Raw genomic sequence first — 16,996 nt, 5'->3', positions numbered from 1 at the left:
ATCCCGCTGGGCTGGCCGCCTATGCCGAGGTCAGCACCAGACCAGACCCGTCCGCAGCCACGTCGACCCGAACGGAATCCCCGTCGCGCACGCCGCCGGACAGCAGCGCCGTGGCGAGCTTGTTCTGCACCTGGTTGGTGATGAGCCTGCGCAGTGGACGCGCCCCGTACACCGGGTCGTAGCCGCGTTCGGCGAGCCAGGACCGAGCATCGGGTGTGACGGCGAGGGTGAGTCGGCGTTCGCGCAGCCGCGTGTGCAGCTGATCGATCGCGAGCTCCACGATCTGCGCCAGATCGTCCTCGGTGAGCGCCTGGAAGATGACGATGTCATCGAGACGGTTCACGAACTCGGGCTTGAAGGCCTGGCGCACGAGATCCATGACACCCTCGCGCTTCTCGTCGAGGGACAGCATCGGGTCGATGAGGATCGGCGAGCCGAGGTTGGAAGTGAGGATGAGGATGACGTTCGAGAAGTCGACAGTACGCCCCTGACCATCGGTCAGGCGACCGTCGTCCATGACCTGCAGCAGCACGTCGAAGACCTCGGGGTGCGCCTTCTCGACCTCATCCAGCAGCACGACGCTGTACGGGCGCCGACGGACGGCTTCGGTGAGCTGCCCACCCTGCTCGTAGCCGACGTAGCCGGGAGGGGCGCCGACGAGACGAGAGACGGAGTGCTTCTCGCCGTACTCCGACATGTCGATGCGCACCATGGCGTGCTCGTCGTCGAAGAGGAACTGCGCGAGGGCTTTGGCAAGCTCGGTCTTTCCCACCCCGGTCGGGCCGAGGAACAGGAACGATCCGGTCGGGCGGCCTGGATCACTGATGCCCGCACGGGAGCGGCGCACGGCGTCAGAGACGGCCTGGACGGCCTCCTTCTGCCCGATCAGACGCTTGCCGAGCTCGGTCTCGAGGTGCAGGAGCTTCTCGGTCTCACCCTGCAGCAGACGGCCCACGGGGATTCCGGTCCACGCCGCGATGACACCGGCGATGTCCTGTTCCGTCACCTGGTCGCCCACCATACGGCCTTCGCTGTCCCCGGATGCCTCCGACCGCTCAGCCTCGATGACCTCGCGCTCGAGCGCCGGGATCTCCGCGTACAGCAGCCGCGATGCCTTCTCGAGGTTGCCCTCGCGCTGCGCGCGTTCTGCGTCGCTGCGCGCGGCATCCAGTCGGGTCTTGAGGTCGCCGACCTTGTTCAGCGACGCCCGCTCGCGCTCCCACCGCTCCTGCAGCTCGCCGAGGCGCGACTGCTCGGCGGCGAGATCTTCGCGCAGCGCAGCCAGGCGTTCCTTCGACGCGGCATCCTTCTCCTTCTTGAGTGCGAGCTCTTCCAGCTTCAGCCGATCGACATGACGGCGCAGTTCATCGATCTCGACGGGTGCCGAGTCGATCTCCATGCGCAGTCGGGATGCCGCCTCGTCGATCAGGTCGATCGCCTTGTCCGGCAACTGCCTGCTCGGGATGTACCGGTTGGAGAGGGATGCTGCGGCGACCAGAGCACTGTCGGAGATCGCAACCTTGTGGTGCGCCTCGTAGCGCTCCTTGAGCCCGCGCAGGATCGCGATCGTGTCCTCGACCGTCGGCTCGCCGACGTAGACCTGCTGGAAGCGGCGCTCGAGCGCGGCGTCCTTCTCGATGAACTCGCGGTACTCGTTGAGCGTTGTGGCACCGATCAGGCGCAGCTCACCACGCGCGAGCATGGGCTTGAGCATGTTGGATGCCGCGACCGATCCTTCGCCGCCTCCCGCACCCATCAGGGTGTGAAGTTCGTCGATGAACGTGATGACCTGTCCATCGGACTCGGTGATCTCCTTCAGGACCTGCTTCAGCCGCTCTTCGAACTGGCCGCGGTACATGGCACCGGCGACCAGCGCGGAGATGTCGAGCGTGATGAGCTCTTTGTCCTTGAGTGACTCCGCGACGTCTCCCGCGACGATCCGCTGGGCGAGGCCCTCGACGACCGCGGTCTTTCCGACACCCGGCTCGCCGATCAGCACGGGGTTGTTCTTCGTGCGGCGGGTGAGCACCTGGCTGACGCGACGGATCTCGCTGTCACGTCCGATCACCGGATCGAGCTTGCCTTGACGTGCGCGATCGGTGAGATTGATGCCGTACTGCTCGAGAGCGGACTGCTGGTCGTCTTGCTGCGGTTGTGCGGGGTTGGTCATCGTGTCCTCCCGGACTTCTCCTCTTCAAAGTTGAGTGCTGATGACTCAAGTTTACCTCACGTGCGCGTTTTCTGCACGGCATCCCAGATTGCACGGGCGACGCGACGCTTCGACCCGTCGGCCGCGACCACGACCACGCCGCCCTCGCCGATGACCTCGACCGCGTTGTCTGCCTTCTCGAAACCGTGCTCGGCGTCTGCGAGGTTCACTGCGAGCAGATCGACGCCTTTGCGCTCTCGCTTTCGACGCGCCCGCTCGCGCCGCTCATCCGCATCGGGCAGCGTCTCCGCCGCGAATGCCACGATGATCTGCCCCGGTGGGCGAGCAGCGGCGAGGCCGGCGACGATGTCGTCGTTCTCCACCAGGTCGATCGAGGAGAGCGTGCCGGCCTCCTTCGTCAGCTTCTGATCCGACGGCTCGGCCGGACGGTAGTCCGCGACGGCTGCCGCCATGATCACGACGTCGGCGGGCGCCGCAGCATCCGTCATCACATGACCGAGCTGCGCGGCGGTGCCGACCGCATGCACCCTGATTCGCGGATGCCGCGCTTCGGCGAGCACGTCGGCGGTGATGTTCGCAGCGACCAGGTCGACGTCGGCACCGCGGGCCGCGGCCTCGGCGGCGAGCGCCACACCCTGTCTCCCGCTCGAGCGATTGCCCAGGAACCGCACCGGATCGATGGGCTCGCGCGTGCCTCCGGCCGAGACGACCACCCGCAACCCTGCGAGATCCTGCGGGTCGAGCAGTGCGAGAGCGGCGTCGACGATCTCCTCCGGTTCGAGCATCCGACCAGGGCCCGAATCGCCGCCGGTCAGTTCGCCGTCCCCCGGTCCGAACACGTTGACCCCCCGCTCGCGCAGCGTGTGGATGTTCGCCTGGGTGGCCGGATGCCGCCACATCTCGGTGTGCATCGCAGGGGCGATCGCGACCGGTGCCGTCGTCGCCAGCAGAGTGGTGCCGAGCAGATCATCGGCGAGCCCCGCGGTCATCTTCGCGATCGTGTTCGCCGTGGCGGGGGCGACGATCACGAGGTCCGCCGCCTGGCCGAGTGCGACGTGCCGCACCTTCGCAACGTCGTCGTGCACGCTCGTCGTGACGGCGTTGCGGCTGATCGACTCCCAGGTCGGCGCTCCGACGAAACGCAGCGCATCCTCAGTGGGGATCACGGTGACCTCGTGCCCCGCCTTGACGAGCAGTCGGACCAGATGAACGGTCTTGTACGCGGCGATGCCGCCAGTGACTCCGACGACGATGTTCATGTGTCGATTCTGCCCGAGTGGCGACCGCTGCGGGCGTCTCGCCCGTCCGATCCGGATCGATCCGTGCCGACAGCAGCGCAAAAAGCGTAACGTGACGGGATATGAGCACTCCTCCTGTTGCGCCCCCGGCGCCAGACGCCGGGTCCGCGGACACGCGCTTCTTCGGCCACCCTCGCGCCCTCGCGCATGTGTTCGGCGTCGAGATGTGGGAGCGATTCAGCTTCTACGGCATGCAGGGCATCCTGCTCATCTACCTCTACTACTCGGCCGCAGACGGCGGACTGGGCATGCCCGAGGCTGTGGCCGCGGGGATCGTCGGGGCGTACGGCGGAGCCGTCTACCTGTCCACGATCCTCGGCGCCTGGATCGCCGACCGGCTGCTCGGCGCGGAACGCGTGCTGTTCCTCAGCGCGATCGTGATCGTGGCCGGCCACCTCGCGCTGGCGCTGCTTCCGGGATTCGTCGGGGTCGGCGTCGGGCTCGTCCTCGTCGCCATCGGATCCGGCGGGCTGAAGGCGACTGCGACCGCGGTCGTCGGCACGCTCTACTCCGCAGACGACACCCGACGCGACGGCGGCTTCTCCCTCTTCTACCTCGGCATCAACCTCGGCGCGTTCCTCGGGCCGTTGCTCACAGGACTACTGCAGTCCACGGCCGGCTTCCACTGGGGCTTCGGACTCGCCGCCGTCGGGATGATCGCCGGCCTCGTGCAGTACTCGTTCGGTCGGCGAGGACTTCCCGAAGAGGCTCGCAAAGTCTCGAATCCACTGCCACGACGCCGGTATCCGTTCGTCGGGGGCATCGCGGCGGCAGTGGTGATCGTCATCGTCGCGCTCGTCCTCACCGGGGTCATCCGTGCCGACAACCTCGCGCTGGTCGTCATCATCACGGTCATCGCCGCGACGATCGCATACTTCGCCGTGATCCTCGCCAGTCGAAAGGTCACTTCTGAGGAACGCAGTCGCGTGTGGGCGTTCGTGCCCCTGTTCCTCACCTCAGTGGCGTTCTGGTCGCTGTACCAGCAGCAGTTCACGGTGCTCACCGTCTACTCGGACAAACGACTGAACCGCGATCTCTTCGGTTGGGAGATGCCGGTATCCTGGGTGCAGTCGATCAACCCCGTGTTCATCATCGTGCTCTCAGGATTCTTCGCGTGGCTCTGGACGCGACTCGGCAAACGCCAGCCGTCGACGCCGGTGAAGTTCGCACTCGGCGCGATCATCATGGGCGGCGCGTTCCTGCTGCTCCTGCCCTTCGCCGGCGGCGGCGAGAACTCGACACCGCTGCTGGCGATCATCGGCATCCTGTTCGCCTTCACGATCGCTGAGCTGCTCCTCTCCCCCGTCGGTCTGTCCGTGACGACCAAGCTCGCCCCGCAGGCGTTCCACACGCAGATGGTCGCGCTGTTCTTCCTCTCGGTGTCACTGGGCACCGCGCTGGCGGGTCAGCTCGCGGTTTTCTACGATCCATCGAACGAGGTGCCCTACTTCCTCGTTCTCGGGCTCATCGCGGCCGCGGTGGGCGTGGCGATGCTGCTCGCTGCGAAGCCGGTCCTGCGTCTCATGAAGGGCGTGCGCTAGCGATCTAGACTGAGCCCTGTGTGCACCGTCGTGATCGATGTCGCTGAGCCGGGAGGGTCGCGACTTCTTGCGGTCCGAGATGAGGACCCCCAGCGCGCCTGGGATTCACTCGGCGAATGGTGGCCCGATCGCTACCCTGGCGTGATCGGTATCCGCGATCGCCGTGCAGGCGGGGCCTGGCTCGCGGCGAATCGGAGCACCGGGCGCCTTGCCGTTCTGCTTAACCGCGCTGACACCCTCGAGTTGCCGGAGGATCAGGTGCTCAGTCGCGGCAGCCTGGCTCTGGAATCCGTCGCCGGGCGGGCTCCGGTCGCCCCGTTGTCGATGCACGGCTTCAATCTCCTCGAGGTCGGACCGGATGCTGCGCGCGTGCTGTCGTGGGATGGCGCGAGCCTGACCGAAACACCCGTCCCGACGGGCGTGCACATGATCGCCCACGACGGACTGGACGACCCCGCCACGGCGCGCATCGCCAGGTGGCTGCCGGAGTTCAGGGCGCACGCGGCCACGAGGGACGACTGGGATCGCGAGTGGATCGAGCTGCTCGAAGCATCCACCGTTCTCGATCCCACCGATGACGCGGCGATCATCCGCGACAACCGCCCGCACGGGTACCCGACGCAGTCGTTGCTGTACTGCGTCGCCTCCGTCGGCCACGAAGGTCTGGACGTACGAGGGACCGCACTTTCCTCCCCGGGTCACTGGTCACCCCGGGAAAGCTGAGCAGATCAGGCTGCTGGTTCGTCTGCACAGGCGAACTTCGCGCGGTACGCCGTCGGCGTCGTCGCCAGCACCCGCGCGAAGTTCTGTCGCAGGACTGCAGCCGAGCCGAATCCGCATTCCACGGCGATCGCATCGAGACCCAGGTCGGAGCGTTCGAGCAGGCGCTGCGCGTGGATGATGCGCTGTCGGGCCAGCCACGCCGCGGGCGTCGCGCCGTGCTCGGCCTTGAAACGACGCGCGAACGTGCGCGGTGACATGTGTGCACGAGAGGCGAGCTGATCGACGGTCAGCTCCTCCCGGAGATTCCCGATCGCCCAGTCTGTGACGGTGACGAGAGAATCGCTCTGCACGACCGGCAGAGGACGGTCGATGTACTGCGCCTGTCCGCCGTCGCGCTGCGGCGGCACGACCATGCGACGGGCGACGCGGTTGGTGAGCTCGGCTCCGATCTCCTGTCGCAGCAGATGCAGGCAGGCATCGAGACCGGCGGCCGTGCCCGCGCTCGTGATGATGCGCCCGTCCTGCACGAACAGCACGTCGGGATCGACGTCGACTTCGGGGAACATCGCCTTCATCTCATCCGCGTACATCCAGTGCGTCGTCGCACGGCGGCCGTCGAGCACGCCAGCCTGAGCGATGACGAATGACCCGCTGCAGATGGTGAGCAACCAGGCGCCCCTGGCCTCGGCATCGCGCACCACATCGAGGATGCGGGGATCGGTGGCTCCCCACCACTTGCGCGGGATCGGACACACGATGACGAGATCGGCTTCGTACGCGAAGGAGAGGTCGTCCTCGACGTTGATCGAGAAGCCGATCTTCGAGGTCACTTTGCCCGGGTCGGCTGTGACGACGCGGAAGTCGAAGTTCGGCACACCGTCGTCCGTGCGGTCGAGGCCGAAGGCCTCGCAGGCGACGCCGAATTCGAACGGGGCGAACCCGTCTTGGATGATGCAGGCGACGGTCTTCATGATGCTCCTCTGCGTCTGAAACCAGCGAGTACAGTTTGGCAGTTTTTCGATGATCTATGTCGATTCTGCCACTGGTGGCGAGAAAACGCCATGCATAGCATTTCTGCCATGGTCATCATCATCCTTCTTGCAGCACTTGCCCTCATCGGTCTCGTTGCGACTCTCGTGGAAGTGCGCCGGGATGGCTTCCAGGCTGTCGCGACGGATTGGACACGAGTCGCGGAGCACGACGTCACCCAGAACGCAGAGCCGACGCCTGCCTACCGCTGACGAACGTCTCGCCGTTATGCTCAACGCATGAGCGACCCGCAGCAGCCTCAGGTTCCGCCGTACGCGTCGAACGCTCCTCAGCCGCCGCAGGCGGGCTACCCGACGCAGCAGACGCCGAGTCCCGCACCAGCGCCCACCGCGCAGCATCACTATCAGGGCGGGGCGCCGCAGCCCCAGTACGCTCAGCCCCAGTACGCTCAGCCGGCGTACGCGTCAACGGCAGCCAGGCCGACCGACTCCAACACACCGGGCAAGATCGGCTTCATCATCGGACTCGTCGGTCTCGGCCTCGGTCTCCTGCAGAACGTGATCGTCCAGATCATGATCCGTTCTCAGGCTTACGATCTGATCAACCTCATCAGCGGCGTCCTGTCTGTGATCGTCTTCCTCGCCGCCGCAGCCGCGCTCGCCTTCGGCATCATCGGCCTCAAGCGGGTGGGGGCTCCGCACGCTCTCGCCGGCATCGCCACAGGCCTCGGCGGGGCCGGCGTCATCGGCACCGGCTTCAGCTTCATCATCTTCTCGGTCAGCTCGGCGTTCGCCTTCTGAAGCCCCGCGCCTGAATGGCGGGCTGCCGCTCCGCCTCTGGCCGCTCTCACCGCGATGCGAGCACGCGTTCGTAGATCTCGATCATCGCTGCCGTGCGCGAGGACTGGCGGAACGCCTCTGCCACGTCAGGATCGGGCGTCGGTGCTGTGCCTGCCGTGATATCGGATGCCGCGCGCTGCAATGTCTCGGCGAGCGCGGTGATGCGCTGAGCCTCGGAGGACTCCCGCCCCGCAGCCCCCGGCCCCGCAACTCCCGGCCCCGCCACAACCCACAGCCCACCGCGCAGCTCACCGGCGATGTCCGGATCACTGACGACCGTCGGCGTACCCAGTGCCGCTGCCTCGAACGGCGTCATGCCCTGCGTCTCGAAGCCGATCGAGGTCTGCACCACGGCATCCGCCGCAGCGATCCGGGCGAGTGTCTCAGCGTAGGAGAGGCGGCCGGCGAACCGGATGCCGTCATGGCCACGGGCGACCTTCTCGGCGGCACGCAGCTGTCCGCCGCCGCCGATCACCTCGATATCGGCATCCACGCCCGATTCCACGACGGCCTCGAGGAAGGGCAGCAGCCGCTTCTCCGGGCTCATCCGCCCGAGCCACACGAAGCGGGGGCGCCGGGCACGTGACGCGGTGGCATCCTGTGCCGCGCGCGTCTGCGCCAGCAGTTCGTCATCGATGCCGTTCCACACCACATCGACCCGATCGAAGACGCCGTGCCGCTCGAGCCGGCGCGCGAAGTGGCCGGAGGGCGCTGTGACGGCGTCCGATCCCTGGGCGATGCCGCGCAGGAACGCCCAGCCGTCACTGCCGCCGATCGGCCGGCCGATACCCCGCATCGCGATGCGCCGCCACAGATTGAGCGCGGCGAGTGCCGGCTTGTACAGGGGCGTGACCGCAGCCATGCCGACATCGACGCGGTTGTGCATGGTGTGCACCACGGGGATGCCGTGGCGGTGCGCGAAGCGATGCCCGATGAACGCACCCCAGAAGTCGGCCTGCACATGCACGAGGTCGACGGGCGGTCGGTGGGCGAATGCCCGGTCGAGGAAGCGGTCGGTGCGCCGCCCCGGCCACGACATCGAGTACTCGCGGTCGAGGGTGATCGGGATCGACGGGGTGTCAAGATAGCCGGCATCCGCGTCGTGCACCACGTGCGTCTTCGGCGCCACCACCGTCACCGCGTGTCCTGCGCGCTCCAGATATCGCCGCTGCAGCCTCATAGACACCTGTGCGCCGCCGAGCGACTCCAGGTGCTGATCGCCGAAGAAGACGATGTGCATGACTACTCGGGCAGCGGTTCGTCGCGGTAGAGCGCTTCGAAGGTGTCGAGTGTGCGGTTGATGTCGTGCACGACGACGCCCTGGAGCGACGCCTGCTGCATCCGCTCGTACTCGGCGGACTCTGCCGTGAGCACGTCGGTGAGGCGCGCAGCGAGCTCTTCGGCGTTGCCGGGTTCGAACAGGTAGCCGTTCTCACCGTCATGCACGAGGTGCGGAAGGGCGACAGCATCCGCAGCGACGATCGGCAGTGCCGATGCCATCGCCTCCATTGTCGCAATCGACTGCAGTTCGGCGATCGAGGCGATCACGAACAGGCTCGCCCGCGAGAGCAGAGCGCGCAGTTCCTCGTCGGTCGTGCGCCCGTGGAATGTGACGCGGTCGGCGAGACCGAGCTCTGCCGTGAGGCGCTCGAGGTTCTTGCGCTGATCTCCGCCGCCGACGATGTCGAAGGTGGTCTCGAGCGCGGGGTCGAGTTTCGTCATCGCCTGCAGGATGACCTCGACCTGCTTCTCGGCGGTCAGTCGTCCGACGAAGATGATGCGGTTCTTCTCACGCGGTGCGATCACCGGCGTGTACTGCGTGCGATCGATACCGCAGCTGATCGGGATGACGCCCTGCACCTCGACCGTGCGCTCGAGGAAGTCGGCGGCGCGACGGGTCGGAGTGGTGATCGCGCGCGTGATCTCGAAGGTGCGCTTGGCATCTGCCCACGCGAAGCGGAGCACCAGGTCGTCGACGAACTTCGGCATCGTGGTGTGATCGAGGATGTTCTCGGCCATCACGTGGTTGGTGGCGATGACCGGGATGCCGCGCTCGTGGGCGATGCGCGACAGTCCGCGACCGATCACGATGTGCGACTGGATGTGCACGACATCGGGCTGCACGCGGTCGATCACCTTGCGGGCGTAGTGCTTGGCACGCCAGGGCCACACGAATCGCAGCCAGTCATGCGGTGCCCAGCGCACCGACGGCAGACGATGAAGCGTCATGGGCTCGCCCTCGATCACCTCGGTCTGAGGCTCGGCGCGGCGGTACTTCCGATTCGGCGCGACGACATGCACATCGTGGCCACGCTGGACGAGGCCGGCCGCCAGACGCTCGGCGAATCGGGCCGCCCCGTTGATGTCAGGGGCGAAGGTGTCGCAGCCGATCACGATGCGCAGCGGTCGGTCGCTGTGCGACGGGGCGGACTCGAGGGCGCTAGACGGAACGACCTTGTCGATCGGAGCGTCAGAGGTGGTCACGGATGGCAGCCTTACGGTACGCGTCGGAAATGAGCCCCGGTGCAGGGCGCTGGCAACTCTACCCGAGCGGTCTGCACGCCCTCGGGAGGCCAGCCGGAGTCAGGGCGCGCACGCAGACTCATCCTCTACCGTGGTGACATGCGCATCGCCAGCTCCGCAGACCCGCAGCTCTGGATCCCTGTCACCGACTCCTTCGGCTGGAAGGGACGCCGGCACCGCAAGGCCGCGTTGCGGATGCTGATGGGCAATGCCGTACAGGCCGGCGGTGGCACACCAGCCCGAGGAACGCGCATCGGCGCGTGGGCGATCAGCCAACTCGCCCCGGCGATGATGAAGCGCGCGGACGGCCGCGTACTGGTGTGGACGTGGAAGGCCGAGCCCGAACTCGTGGTCGCGATGGCGACGACGCAGGAACTGACGAACGATGTGCGCACGGCACGAGCCATGATGCCGATGGAGTACGACGACACCGAGTCGTTCCCCTCCAGGCTCGGGGTCGGAGAGAAACTCGTGATGTCCTTCCCCGAGCAGCCGACCGCTCCTCCGTTCGCCACCTACACATGGGACACCGGAACGCACCTGGTCACGCTGACCGCCGTCGGAGGCTTCCGCGAGACATTCGGCACGCTGATTCCCGCACTCGATGATCTGGCCCGCAGCATCCGCATCGCGGACGATCTCTCCGGCGGCGAGTCACCCGACGTGCTGCGGATCGATCCGGCCTGATCCACATTTAGTGAAGTTAGGTAATGATGTAGTACCATCATTACCATTAATCCCCTGCTCCTCGACCGCCTGCTGCAGATCGCCGACCTGTTCCAGAAGGACATGGCGCGCGCATTCGACGGCACAGGGCTGACACCGGCGCGCGTGCATCTGCTGTGGGTGCTGCAGCATGCCGGCCCCTCCACGCAGCAGACACTGGCGAAGCTCTGCGCCGTGAGCCCCCGCAACATCACCGGCCTCGTCGACGGGTTGGAGCGCTCCGGCCACGTGCGCCGCGCACCGCACCCGACGGATCGGCGGGCGGTGCTCGTCGAGCTCACCTCCAGCGCCGTCACGACCATGACCCGGATGCAGCAGGAGCACGTCGAGCTCAACCAGACCCTGGTCTCGGCGATCGCGCCGGAAGACCGTGACGCGGTCGAGCGCGGCGTCGCCGCCCTCGCAGATCACCTGGCGACGCTTGTCGCGGAAGCCGAGAGCGCACCATGAGCACGGTCATGATCGGCACGTCCTCCCCATCTCTGTGGCGAAGGCTCCTCTCCCTCGCGCACCGCGCACTGATGGCTGAGCTGCGCATCTACGCCAGCATCGGCAGGGCGATCGCCCGCAGGCCGGCGGTGCCGCGCGGAGGCACCGGGATCGGATATCACCACCCGGTGCTGACGATCCTCATCGTCCTCATCGTGCTGTCGGCGGTCGAGCTTCCGATCATCGATCTGATCGTGCACCGCTGGCCTGCCGTGCGCATCACGTTCCTGATCATCGGCATCTGGGGCCTCACCTGGATGATCGGACTGCTCTGCGCGATGCTGCTGCGCCCGCACGCGGTGGGCCCGGATGGCATCCAGGTGCGTAACGGTCTGGAGATCGACGTCGCCGTGCCCTGGAACGAGATCGCGTCCGTCGCGATCAACAGGCGGATCGACGAACCCAAGCAGCCGAGGGTCGTCGGCACGGAATACGCCGAGCGGATGCAGGACGAGACCAACCTCGAGATCGAACTGGAGCGGCCGTATGCCGTGCGCCTACCAGGCCTGCCGCCGCGGGGTGGTGAGCATCTGGTGACCTCGGTGCGCATCTGGGCCGACGATCCGCGCGCATTCCTCGATGCCACACGCCCATTCCTTCTCGCTGCAGACTGAGGCAGCGCCGCTCGCCCTCCGGGCATGCACGGCGCGCGGGCGAACATCCATCCTGATGGACTACATTGGCGGAGGCAGCGGGAGATCCTCTGCTGCAACTCGACCGCATCTGAGGCGGTCCGCGAAGACGGAAGCGAGGTGGTACTCCCATGAGTGGTGATAGTTGCCATCAGCATCCGGACCCCGCCATCGCATTCGAGGCGCCCAGCCTCTGACGCATCCTGCGAGTGTCCGGCTTTCGACTCATCCGTCCAGCCGACGACCCTCAGCGCCTCCTCTTGCGCTTCTTGTCGGCCTGCCCGAAAGAAGCCCTCCATGAACACGGAGCAGATCCCCACCCAGAACGTCGACACCGCAGACCTTCTCGACCTGATCGAACAGAGCCTCTCGCAGCGCGATCTGGCCGCAGCATCCGCCAGCCTGTCGCCGGTGCCGACCTGGCAGGTCGTGCAGGTTCTCGAACGACTGAACCCGCGAGACTGCGCTGTCGTCTACCGGCTGTTGCCGAAGCAGCTGGCGGTCGAGGTCTTCGAAGCACTCTCTCCTGAGCTGCAGGGCGAACTCGTGCGGGGTCTGCAGGATGCGGAAGTCGCCGCGCTGTTCGCCGAGATGGACCCGGACGACCGGGTCTGGCTGCTCGATGAGCTGCCCGCATCCGTCGCACCGAGGCTGCTCCGCGGACTCTCAGCACGGGAGCGGGAGCTCACCGCATCAGTGCTCGGGTACCCGCAGGACTCGATCGGTCGGCGCATGAGCCCGGAGTACGTCACGACCCACCCTGATCTCACAGCCGCCGAGACGCTGCGACGCATGCGCTCTCGCATCGCCGATGCAGAGACGATCTACACGCTCCCGGTGACCGATCACGCGCGACGCGTCGTCGGCGTCGTCAGCCTCCGCGACCTGCTGGCCGCCGATGACGACGCGTTCGTCGAGTCGCTGATGCAGGACGCGCACACCGTTCCGGCCGACTCCCGAGCCGAGGCCGCTGCTCGCGACTGCACCGATCTCGGGTTGCTCGCAGTCCCGGTGGTCGACAGTGAGCATCGCCTTGTCGGGATCTTCACCATCGACGACGCCGCGCGCATCCTCAAGCGCGAGGAGAGCGAGGATGCCGCCCGCCAAGGTGGCGTGGAGCCGCTGGCCCGTCCGTACCTGTCGACGCCGATCCGACGGATCGTGCGCTCGCGCGTCGTGTGGCTCCTGGTTCTCGCCGTTGGCGCGACGCTCACTGTCAAGGTGCTGTCGGTCTTCGAGGCGACGCTCGAACAGCTCACCGTGCTCGCCCTGTTCGTGCCGCTGCTGATCGGCACGGGAGGGAACACGGGCAACCAGGCCGCGACGACCGTGACCCGCGCGCTCGCGCTCGGCGAGGTGCGTCCGCGGGATCTGGTGCGCGTACTCACCCGCGAACTGCGGGTGGGACTCTCGCTCGGCGTGCTGCTCGGCCTGCTGGGCTTCACGATCACCGCGCTGGTGTACGACTGGCAGATCGGACTCGTGATCGGCTGCACCCTCGTCGCGGTGTGTGCCGTGGCTGCGACGATCGGCGGGATCATGCCGTTGGTCGCGCGGATGATCCGTGTAGATCCGGCGGTGTTCTCGAACCCGTTCATCACGACCTTCGTCGACGCCACCGGGCTGGTGATCTACTTCGTGATCGCGAAGGCGATACTGGGCATCTGACCCGGAGAGCCGACCCGGTGTCACCGAGCCTCGACTTCGACACCGGGGAAGTCCTACGTAGAATCGCCGGATGACGTGGACCCGCGTCGAAAGGGGAGGCTGGCGGCAGTGAAGGCACGAACCATGTTCGGCGCGCTTCGCCTTGTCACCGCGGCCGTGTGTCTCACGGCACTCGTTCACCGGCTGTTCTGGGGCCTCAGTTCGCAGACGATCGCCGGACGCAACTTCTTCGCGTACCTCACCGTCGAATCGAACTGCGCACTCGTCGCCCTGCTCGTCATCGGAGGCATCATCGCGTTCCGCCGCGACGACGATCCGCGATGGTTCAGCGTCGCCCTCTCGCTCGTGCTGACGTGGACGATCACCGCTGGACTCGCGTTCGCACTCATCGTCTGGCAGGCCGGGATCCGCGGCATCCGCGTCGACGTGCCGTGGTCGGACCAGGTGCTGCACTTCTGGCTACCCGCGCTGACAGCGATCGCGTGGACCCTCACGCCGGGCCACCGGTCCGTGCCGTGGTGGATCATCCCCGGCTCACTGGTCTTCCCCCTCGTATGGGGCGGCGTGACCATGTGGCGCGGGCCGATGATCGGCTGGTATCCGTATTACTTCCTCGACCTGCGTCAGGTCAGCGGCATAGGCGAGTTCCTCATCACGAGCGGACTCGCGCTGACGATATTCGCGCTGATCGCCACGGTGCTCGCCGTGATCAGCCGGGTCAGCCCGTCGCGTCGGATGGCAGGAACAGCTCGAGGGACGTGAGTGCTGACAGCAGCGCGCCTTCTTCTTCTAGCTCGGCGAATCTCTCCGCGTCGACACCACCGACGATACCCACGAGCAGGTTCTCTCCGGTGACAGGAAAGAGGTTGATCCAGGTCCGCACCGCCACCGCGTTCTCCAGCGTCAACCCGCTGCCGACGCTCTGTCGGTCACCGACGACATGCCAGATCGTCGCCTCGGTGTCCCAGAACGGCTCGTCGTAGCGCATCCAGATCGTCTCGATGTGCCCCATGCCGAGGGCGTTCAATGCGCCACGGTGCGCGAAGGGCAGCGGGGGCGCGAACTCGATGCCTTCACGTTGCAGCACTCCGAGCGGAACGGTGACCACCACCCGGTCGAACGAGGTCGACTCACCCGTTCCGAGCCTCAGACTCACACCCGATTCGTCGTAGGCGATACGTGCCACCGGCGACGACAGCGTCAGCTGGGCGTCTCCCAGTTGCTCCTCCACGAACGCACCGAGATCACCGATGATTCCTGTGGATGCGGCGAGTGGCAGCGCTGGAGGGAACCAGGCGGAAAGCGTGTCCGCGTCAGCACCCGAGGTCGTTGCGAGGTACGCGAGCAGTGCGGCGAGGTCCGGCTCTTCCGGGTCTGCACCGCTCGCGACAAGGGCCTCGGCCAGTGAGACATCAGCAGGGAGAGCCTGCGCTGCGGCGATCGCGGTCTCCAACGGAGCGTTGGCCACCGGTTCGATGTCGCCTTCCGGAGAACGCCACAGCGCGGATGCCAGATCCACCGTCTCCGCCAGATCGCTGTGGTCGTCGGGGCTGACGAGCCATCCGCCGAGCTGAACCGGGATCGGCCAATCGTCATCGAGCTGCGAGTGGACGCGGCCACCGACGCGATCGCGCGCCTCGAAGACGGTCACCTCGATATCGAGATCGGCGAGCTGTGAGGCGACCGTCGCGCCGGCGAGGCCTGCGCCGATCACGGCGATCCGTTCACCGTCCGTCACGGTCGCGCGCAATCGCATCGCGGCGCTCTCGCCGGAGTGGATGGCTCCGGCGATCGTTGCGGGATTGTCGACGTCCGTCGCTTCGCCCGCGAAGTAGACCCGCCCTCCGACCGGCTCTGCCAGCGTCGCGCGCGTGTCCGACTGCACCCCGATGCGCGTGAAGCTCACCGCGCCACGCGAGTACTGGTCGGTGGCCCAAGAGCTGCGCATGCTCGCGGCCGGCGCAGGCACCTTCGTCGTCGGCAATGGTGTCGGCGTGCGCGTCCCGGTCGGCGTCGGGGCGGGCTCCGGGGTGCAGGAAACGAGCAGCACCCCGAGAGCTCCTGCTCCGGCGCCGATCAGCAGCTGGCGACGCGTCATCCTCATCGTGTCGCCACACTACCTGCTCCCGGCGAAGATCACGCTTCGACGTAGACCTGGCGGCCGCTGACGTTCAGCCGCGCACGTACTCGGCGAGTACGACGCCCGACTCGTACGGCGTGATGCCGGTGGGTCGGAAGGAGGCCGGCGCGTAATCGCGCCTCTCGAACAGGGGCACGCCATCGCCGAAGAGCATCGGATTGCGCTTGAGGGCGAGGCGGTCGATCTCGTCCTGCAGCACCGCGGCGAGCGCCCCGCCACCGCAGAGCCAGATCCCCTTGCCCTCTTCGGCCTTCAGCTCGCGGACCACCTCGACGGGATCACGGTCGGTGAACTCGACGCTTTCGGAGCCCTGGGGAGCTACGTGTCCGCGCGTGAAGACGATCTGCCGCAGATGGCGGTAGGGGTTCGGCAGCTCAGGCAAGCCGACGGCGTAGGTGTTCCACCCCATGAGCACGGTGTCGAACGGGCCGCCGTCGATCGGGAACCCTGCGCGCTCGGCGAGGTCGGTCGGGGCGGTGCCCTGGTACTTCTTCGCTATGCCTGACGCGTGGTCCCCTTCGGACAGGAACCGGTCGAACTCGCCGTCAGGACCGGCGATGAATCCGTCAATGCTCACGGCGACGTAATAGGTGAGTTCTCGCATAATTCTCCAATAACTACAGGTGCAGTGATTGGAGACTACAACAGGTGCAGTGGTTGCGCTAGTGTCGTTCTCATGGCGAAGAACGAGACACGGCGAGCACTCCTGGCCGATGCGGGCATCGCGGTGCTGGCACGGGAGGGCTCGCGCGGTCTGACTCATCGCGCCATCGACGCAGAGGCCGGCGTGCCCATCGGCACCACCTCCAACTATTTCCGCAGCCGGGAAGCGCTCATCACCGGGTTGTTCGAGCGCATCGGCATCCGGCTGGCACCGACGCCGGAAGACCTGGCGGCTCGTGCGGCCGAGCAGCCCAGTCGCGCGCTCTTCGCCGACTACATCCGCGACATCGTGCGCCGCCTGACCACGAACCGAGAGGTCACGCTCGCGCTCTACGAGTTGAGACTCGACGCAGCACGGCGCCCGGAACTCGCCGCTTCACTGGGCGAATGGCAGCGCACCGCCTTCGAGGGTGACATCGCGTTCAACGAGGCGGCCGGGCTCCCCGGCGGTCGCCGCGAGGTGGCGCTGTTCCACTACGCGATCGAGGGTCTGGTGTTCGACCGGCTCACCTCCCCCATCGACCCCGGCACCCCGACCGACGAAGTCGTCGACGCCCTCGTCGCTGGGCTGCTGCCCGGCTGATCGCACCTGAA

The 16,996-nt window shown here is 66.9% G+C and carries 17 protein-coding genes; 10 read left to right on the top strand and 7 right to left on the bottom strand.

What is annotated here, in order from left to right; all coding sequences use genetic code 11:
- Positions 1-19: 19 nt before the first annotated feature.
- On the bottom strand, positions 20-2,170 hold the full coding sequence (locus ACP7AR_RS14955; protein WP_426187358.1) for an ATP-dependent Clp protease ATP-binding subunit: 2,151 nt from the start codon (positions 2,168-2,170) through the stop codon (positions 20-22).
- A 56-nt stretch (positions 2,171-2,226) separates the two neighbouring features.
- Positions 2,227-3,429 carry a bifunctional phosphopantothenoylcysteine decarboxylase/phosphopantothenate--cysteine ligase CoaBC gene (gene coaBC / locus ACP7AR_RS14950; protein WP_426187356.1) on the bottom strand — a complete coding sequence of 401 codons (1,203 nt, stop codon included), beginning with the start codon at positions 3,427-3,429 and terminating at the stop codon, positions 2,227-2,229.
- Positions 3,430-3,530: 101 nt separating this feature from the next.
- Here coaBC and ACP7AR_RS14945 point away from each other — a divergent pair, with 101 nt between their 5' ends.
- Positions 3,531-5,009, top strand: coding sequence for a peptide MFS transporter (locus tag ACP7AR_RS14945; RefSeq protein ID WP_426187354.1), 1,479 nt, complete (start codon positions 3,531-3,533; stop codon positions 5,007-5,009).
- Positions 5,010-5,027: 18 nt separating this feature from the next.
- Positions 5,028-5,732, top strand: a complete 705-nt coding sequence (locus tag ACP7AR_RS14940) for an NRDE family protein (protein ID WP_426187352.1) — start codon at positions 5,028-5,030, stop codon at positions 5,730-5,732.
- A 5-nt stretch (positions 5,733-5,737) separates the two neighbouring features.
- On the opposite strand, the gene ACP7AR_RS14935 is transcribed toward ACP7AR_RS14940, so the two are convergent.
- Positions 5,738-6,703 (bottom strand): GlxA family transcriptional regulator, encoded by a 966-nt coding sequence (locus tag ACP7AR_RS14935; RefSeq protein ID WP_426187350.1) that lies wholly within the window; start codon positions 6,701-6,703, stop codon positions 5,738-5,740.
- A gap of 108 nt (positions 6,704-6,811) precedes the next feature.
- On the opposite strand from ACP7AR_RS14935, the gene ACP7AR_RS14930 reads away from it, so the two are divergent.
- Positions 6,812-6,973 carry a hypothetical protein gene (locus tag ACP7AR_RS14930; protein WP_426187348.1) on the top strand — a complete coding sequence of 54 codons (162 nt, stop codon included), beginning with the start codon at positions 6,812-6,814 and terminating at the stop codon, positions 6,971-6,973.
- 27 nt (positions 6,974-7,000) lie between these two features.
- Positions 7,001-7,522: a hypothetical protein gene (locus ACP7AR_RS14925; protein ID WP_426187346.1), complete on the top strand. Its 522-nt coding sequence runs from the start codon at positions 7,001-7,003 to the stop codon at positions 7,520-7,522.
- A 46-nt stretch (positions 7,523-7,568) separates the two neighbouring features.
- Here ACP7AR_RS14925 and ACP7AR_RS14920 read toward each other — a convergent pair whose 3' ends face one another.
- On the bottom strand, positions 7,569-8,801 hold the full coding sequence (locus ACP7AR_RS14920) for a glycosyltransferase family 4 protein (protein ID WP_426187344.1): 1,233 nt from the start codon (positions 8,799-8,801) through the stop codon (positions 7,569-7,571).
- A gap of 2 nt (positions 8,802-8,803) precedes the next feature.
- On the bottom strand, positions 8,804-10,045 hold the full coding sequence (locus tag ACP7AR_RS14915; protein WP_426187342.1) for a glycosyltransferase: 1,242 nt from the start codon (positions 10,043-10,045) through the stop codon (positions 8,804-8,806).
- A 138-nt stretch (positions 10,046-10,183) separates the two neighbouring features.
- On the opposite strand from ACP7AR_RS14915, the gene ACP7AR_RS14910 reads away from it, so the two are divergent.
- The 5 genes from ACP7AR_RS14910 (at position 10,184) to ACP7AR_RS14890 (ending at position 14,361) form a co-directional block, all read left to right on the top strand.
- Positions 10,184-10,771 (top strand): hypothetical protein, encoded by a 588-nt coding sequence (locus ACP7AR_RS14910; protein WP_426187340.1) that lies wholly within the window; start codon positions 10,184-10,186, stop codon positions 10,769-10,771.
- 102 nt (positions 10,772-10,873) lie between these two features.
- Complete coding sequence (locus ACP7AR_RS14905; RefSeq protein ID WP_426187338.1) at positions 10,874-11,260, top strand: MarR family winged helix-turn-helix transcriptional regulator; 387 nt, start codon at positions 10,874-10,876, stop codon at positions 11,258-11,260.
- Positions 11,257-11,913: a hypothetical protein gene (locus ACP7AR_RS14900; protein WP_426187336.1), complete on the top strand. Its 657-nt coding sequence runs from the start codon at positions 11,257-11,259 to the stop codon at positions 11,911-11,913. The genes ACP7AR_RS14905 and ACP7AR_RS14900 overlap by 4 nt, the downstream gene beginning before the upstream one ends.
- A 315-nt stretch (positions 11,914-12,228) precedes the next feature.
- Complete coding sequence (gene mgtE / locus ACP7AR_RS14895) at positions 12,229-13,599, top strand: magnesium transporter (RefSeq protein WP_426187334.1); 1,371 nt, start codon at positions 12,229-12,231, stop codon at positions 13,597-13,599.
- Positions 13,600-13,707: 108 nt separating this feature from the next.
- Positions 13,708-14,361, top strand: a complete 654-nt coding sequence (locus ACP7AR_RS14890; RefSeq protein WP_426187332.1) for a Pr6Pr family membrane protein — start codon at positions 13,708-13,710, stop codon at positions 14,359-14,361.
- Here the strand turns inward: ACP7AR_RS14890 and ACP7AR_RS14885 are convergent.
- A complete protein-coding gene (locus ACP7AR_RS14885; protein WP_426187330.1) occupies positions 14,318-15,697 on the bottom strand; it encodes an FAD-dependent oxidoreductase in 1,380 nt (459 codons plus the stop codon). The genes ACP7AR_RS14890 and ACP7AR_RS14885 overlap by 44 nt on opposite strands.
- A 73-nt stretch (positions 15,698-15,770) precedes the next feature.
- A complete protein-coding gene (locus tag ACP7AR_RS14880; RefSeq protein ID WP_426187328.1) occupies positions 15,771-16,343 on the bottom strand; it encodes a dihydrofolate reductase family protein in 573 nt (190 codons plus the stop codon).
- Between the two features lie 72 nt (positions 16,344-16,415).
- On the opposite strand from ACP7AR_RS14880, the gene ACP7AR_RS14875 reads away from it, so the two are divergent.
- A complete protein-coding gene (locus ACP7AR_RS14875) occupies positions 16,416-16,985 on the top strand; it encodes a TetR/AcrR family transcriptional regulator (protein WP_426187326.1) in 570 nt (189 codons plus the stop codon).
- Positions 16,986-16,996 lie beyond the last annotated feature (11 nt).

Origin of the sequence: Microbacterium sp. TWP3-1-2b2 (assembly GCF_049896145.1) — a bacterium.
Taxonomy (GTDB): Bacteria; Actinomycetota; Actinomycetes; order Actinomycetales; family Microbacteriaceae; genus Microbacterium.
Note: the sequence above shows the minus strand (reverse complement) of the source record. Positions and strands in the feature narration are given on the sequence as shown.

What these genes read in the sequence shown, in the direction of transcription:
- ACP7AR_RS14905 (WP_426187338.1), top strand. Translation starts at nt 10,874, where the DNA reads ATGGCGCGCGCATTCGACGGCACAGGGCTGACACCGGCGCGCGTGCAT.
- ACP7AR_RS14925 (WP_426187346.1), top strand. Translation starts at nt 7,001, where the DNA reads ATGAGCGACCCGCAGCAGCCTCAGGTTCCGCCGTACGCGTCGAACGCT.
- coaBC (WP_426187356.1), bottom strand. Translation starts at nt 3,429, where the DNA reads ATGAACATCGTCGTCGGAGTCACTGGCGGCATCGCCGCGTACAAGACC.
- ACP7AR_RS14875 (WP_426187326.1), top strand. Translation starts at nt 16,416, where the DNA reads ATGGCGAAGAACGAGACACGGCGAGCACTCCTGGCCGATGCGGGCATC.
- ACP7AR_RS14945 (WP_426187354.1), top strand. Translation starts at nt 3,531, where the DNA reads ATGAGCACTCCTCCTGTTGCGCCCCCGGCGCCAGACGCCGGGTCCGCG.
- ACP7AR_RS14955 (WP_426187358.1), bottom strand. Translation starts at nt 2,170, where the DNA reads ATGACCAACCCCGCACAACCGCAGCAAGACGACCAGCAGTCCGCTCTC.
- ACP7AR_RS14900 (WP_426187336.1), top strand. Translation starts at nt 11,257, where the DNA reads ATGAGCACGGTCATGATCGGCACGTCCTCCCCATCTCTGTGGCGAAGG.
- ACP7AR_RS14885 (WP_426187330.1), bottom strand. Translation starts at nt 15,697, where the DNA reads ATGACGCGTCGCCAGCTGCTGATCGGCGCCGGAGCAGGAGCTCTCGGG.
- ACP7AR_RS14920 (WP_426187344.1), bottom strand. Translation starts at nt 8,801, where the DNA reads ATGCACATCGTCTTCTTCGGCGATCAGCACCTGGAGTCGCTCGGCGGC.
- ACP7AR_RS14910 (WP_426187340.1), top strand. Translation starts at nt 10,184, where the DNA reads ATGCGCATCGCCAGCTCCGCAGACCCGCAGCTCTGGATCCCTGTCACC.
- mgtE (WP_426187334.1), top strand. Translation starts at nt 12,229, where the DNA reads ATGAACACGGAGCAGATCCCCACCCAGAACGTCGACACCGCAGACCTT.
- ACP7AR_RS14935 (WP_426187350.1), bottom strand. Translation starts at nt 6,703, where the DNA reads ATGAAGACCGTCGCCTGCATCATCCAAGACGGGTTCGCCCCGTTCGAA.
- ACP7AR_RS14880 (WP_426187328.1), bottom strand. Translation starts at nt 16,343, where the DNA reads ATGCGAGAACTCACCTATTACGTCGCCGTGAGCATTGACGGATTCATC.
- ACP7AR_RS14930 (WP_426187348.1), top strand. Translation starts at nt 6,812, where the DNA reads ATGGTCATCATCATCCTTCTTGCAGCACTTGCCCTCATCGGTCTCGTT.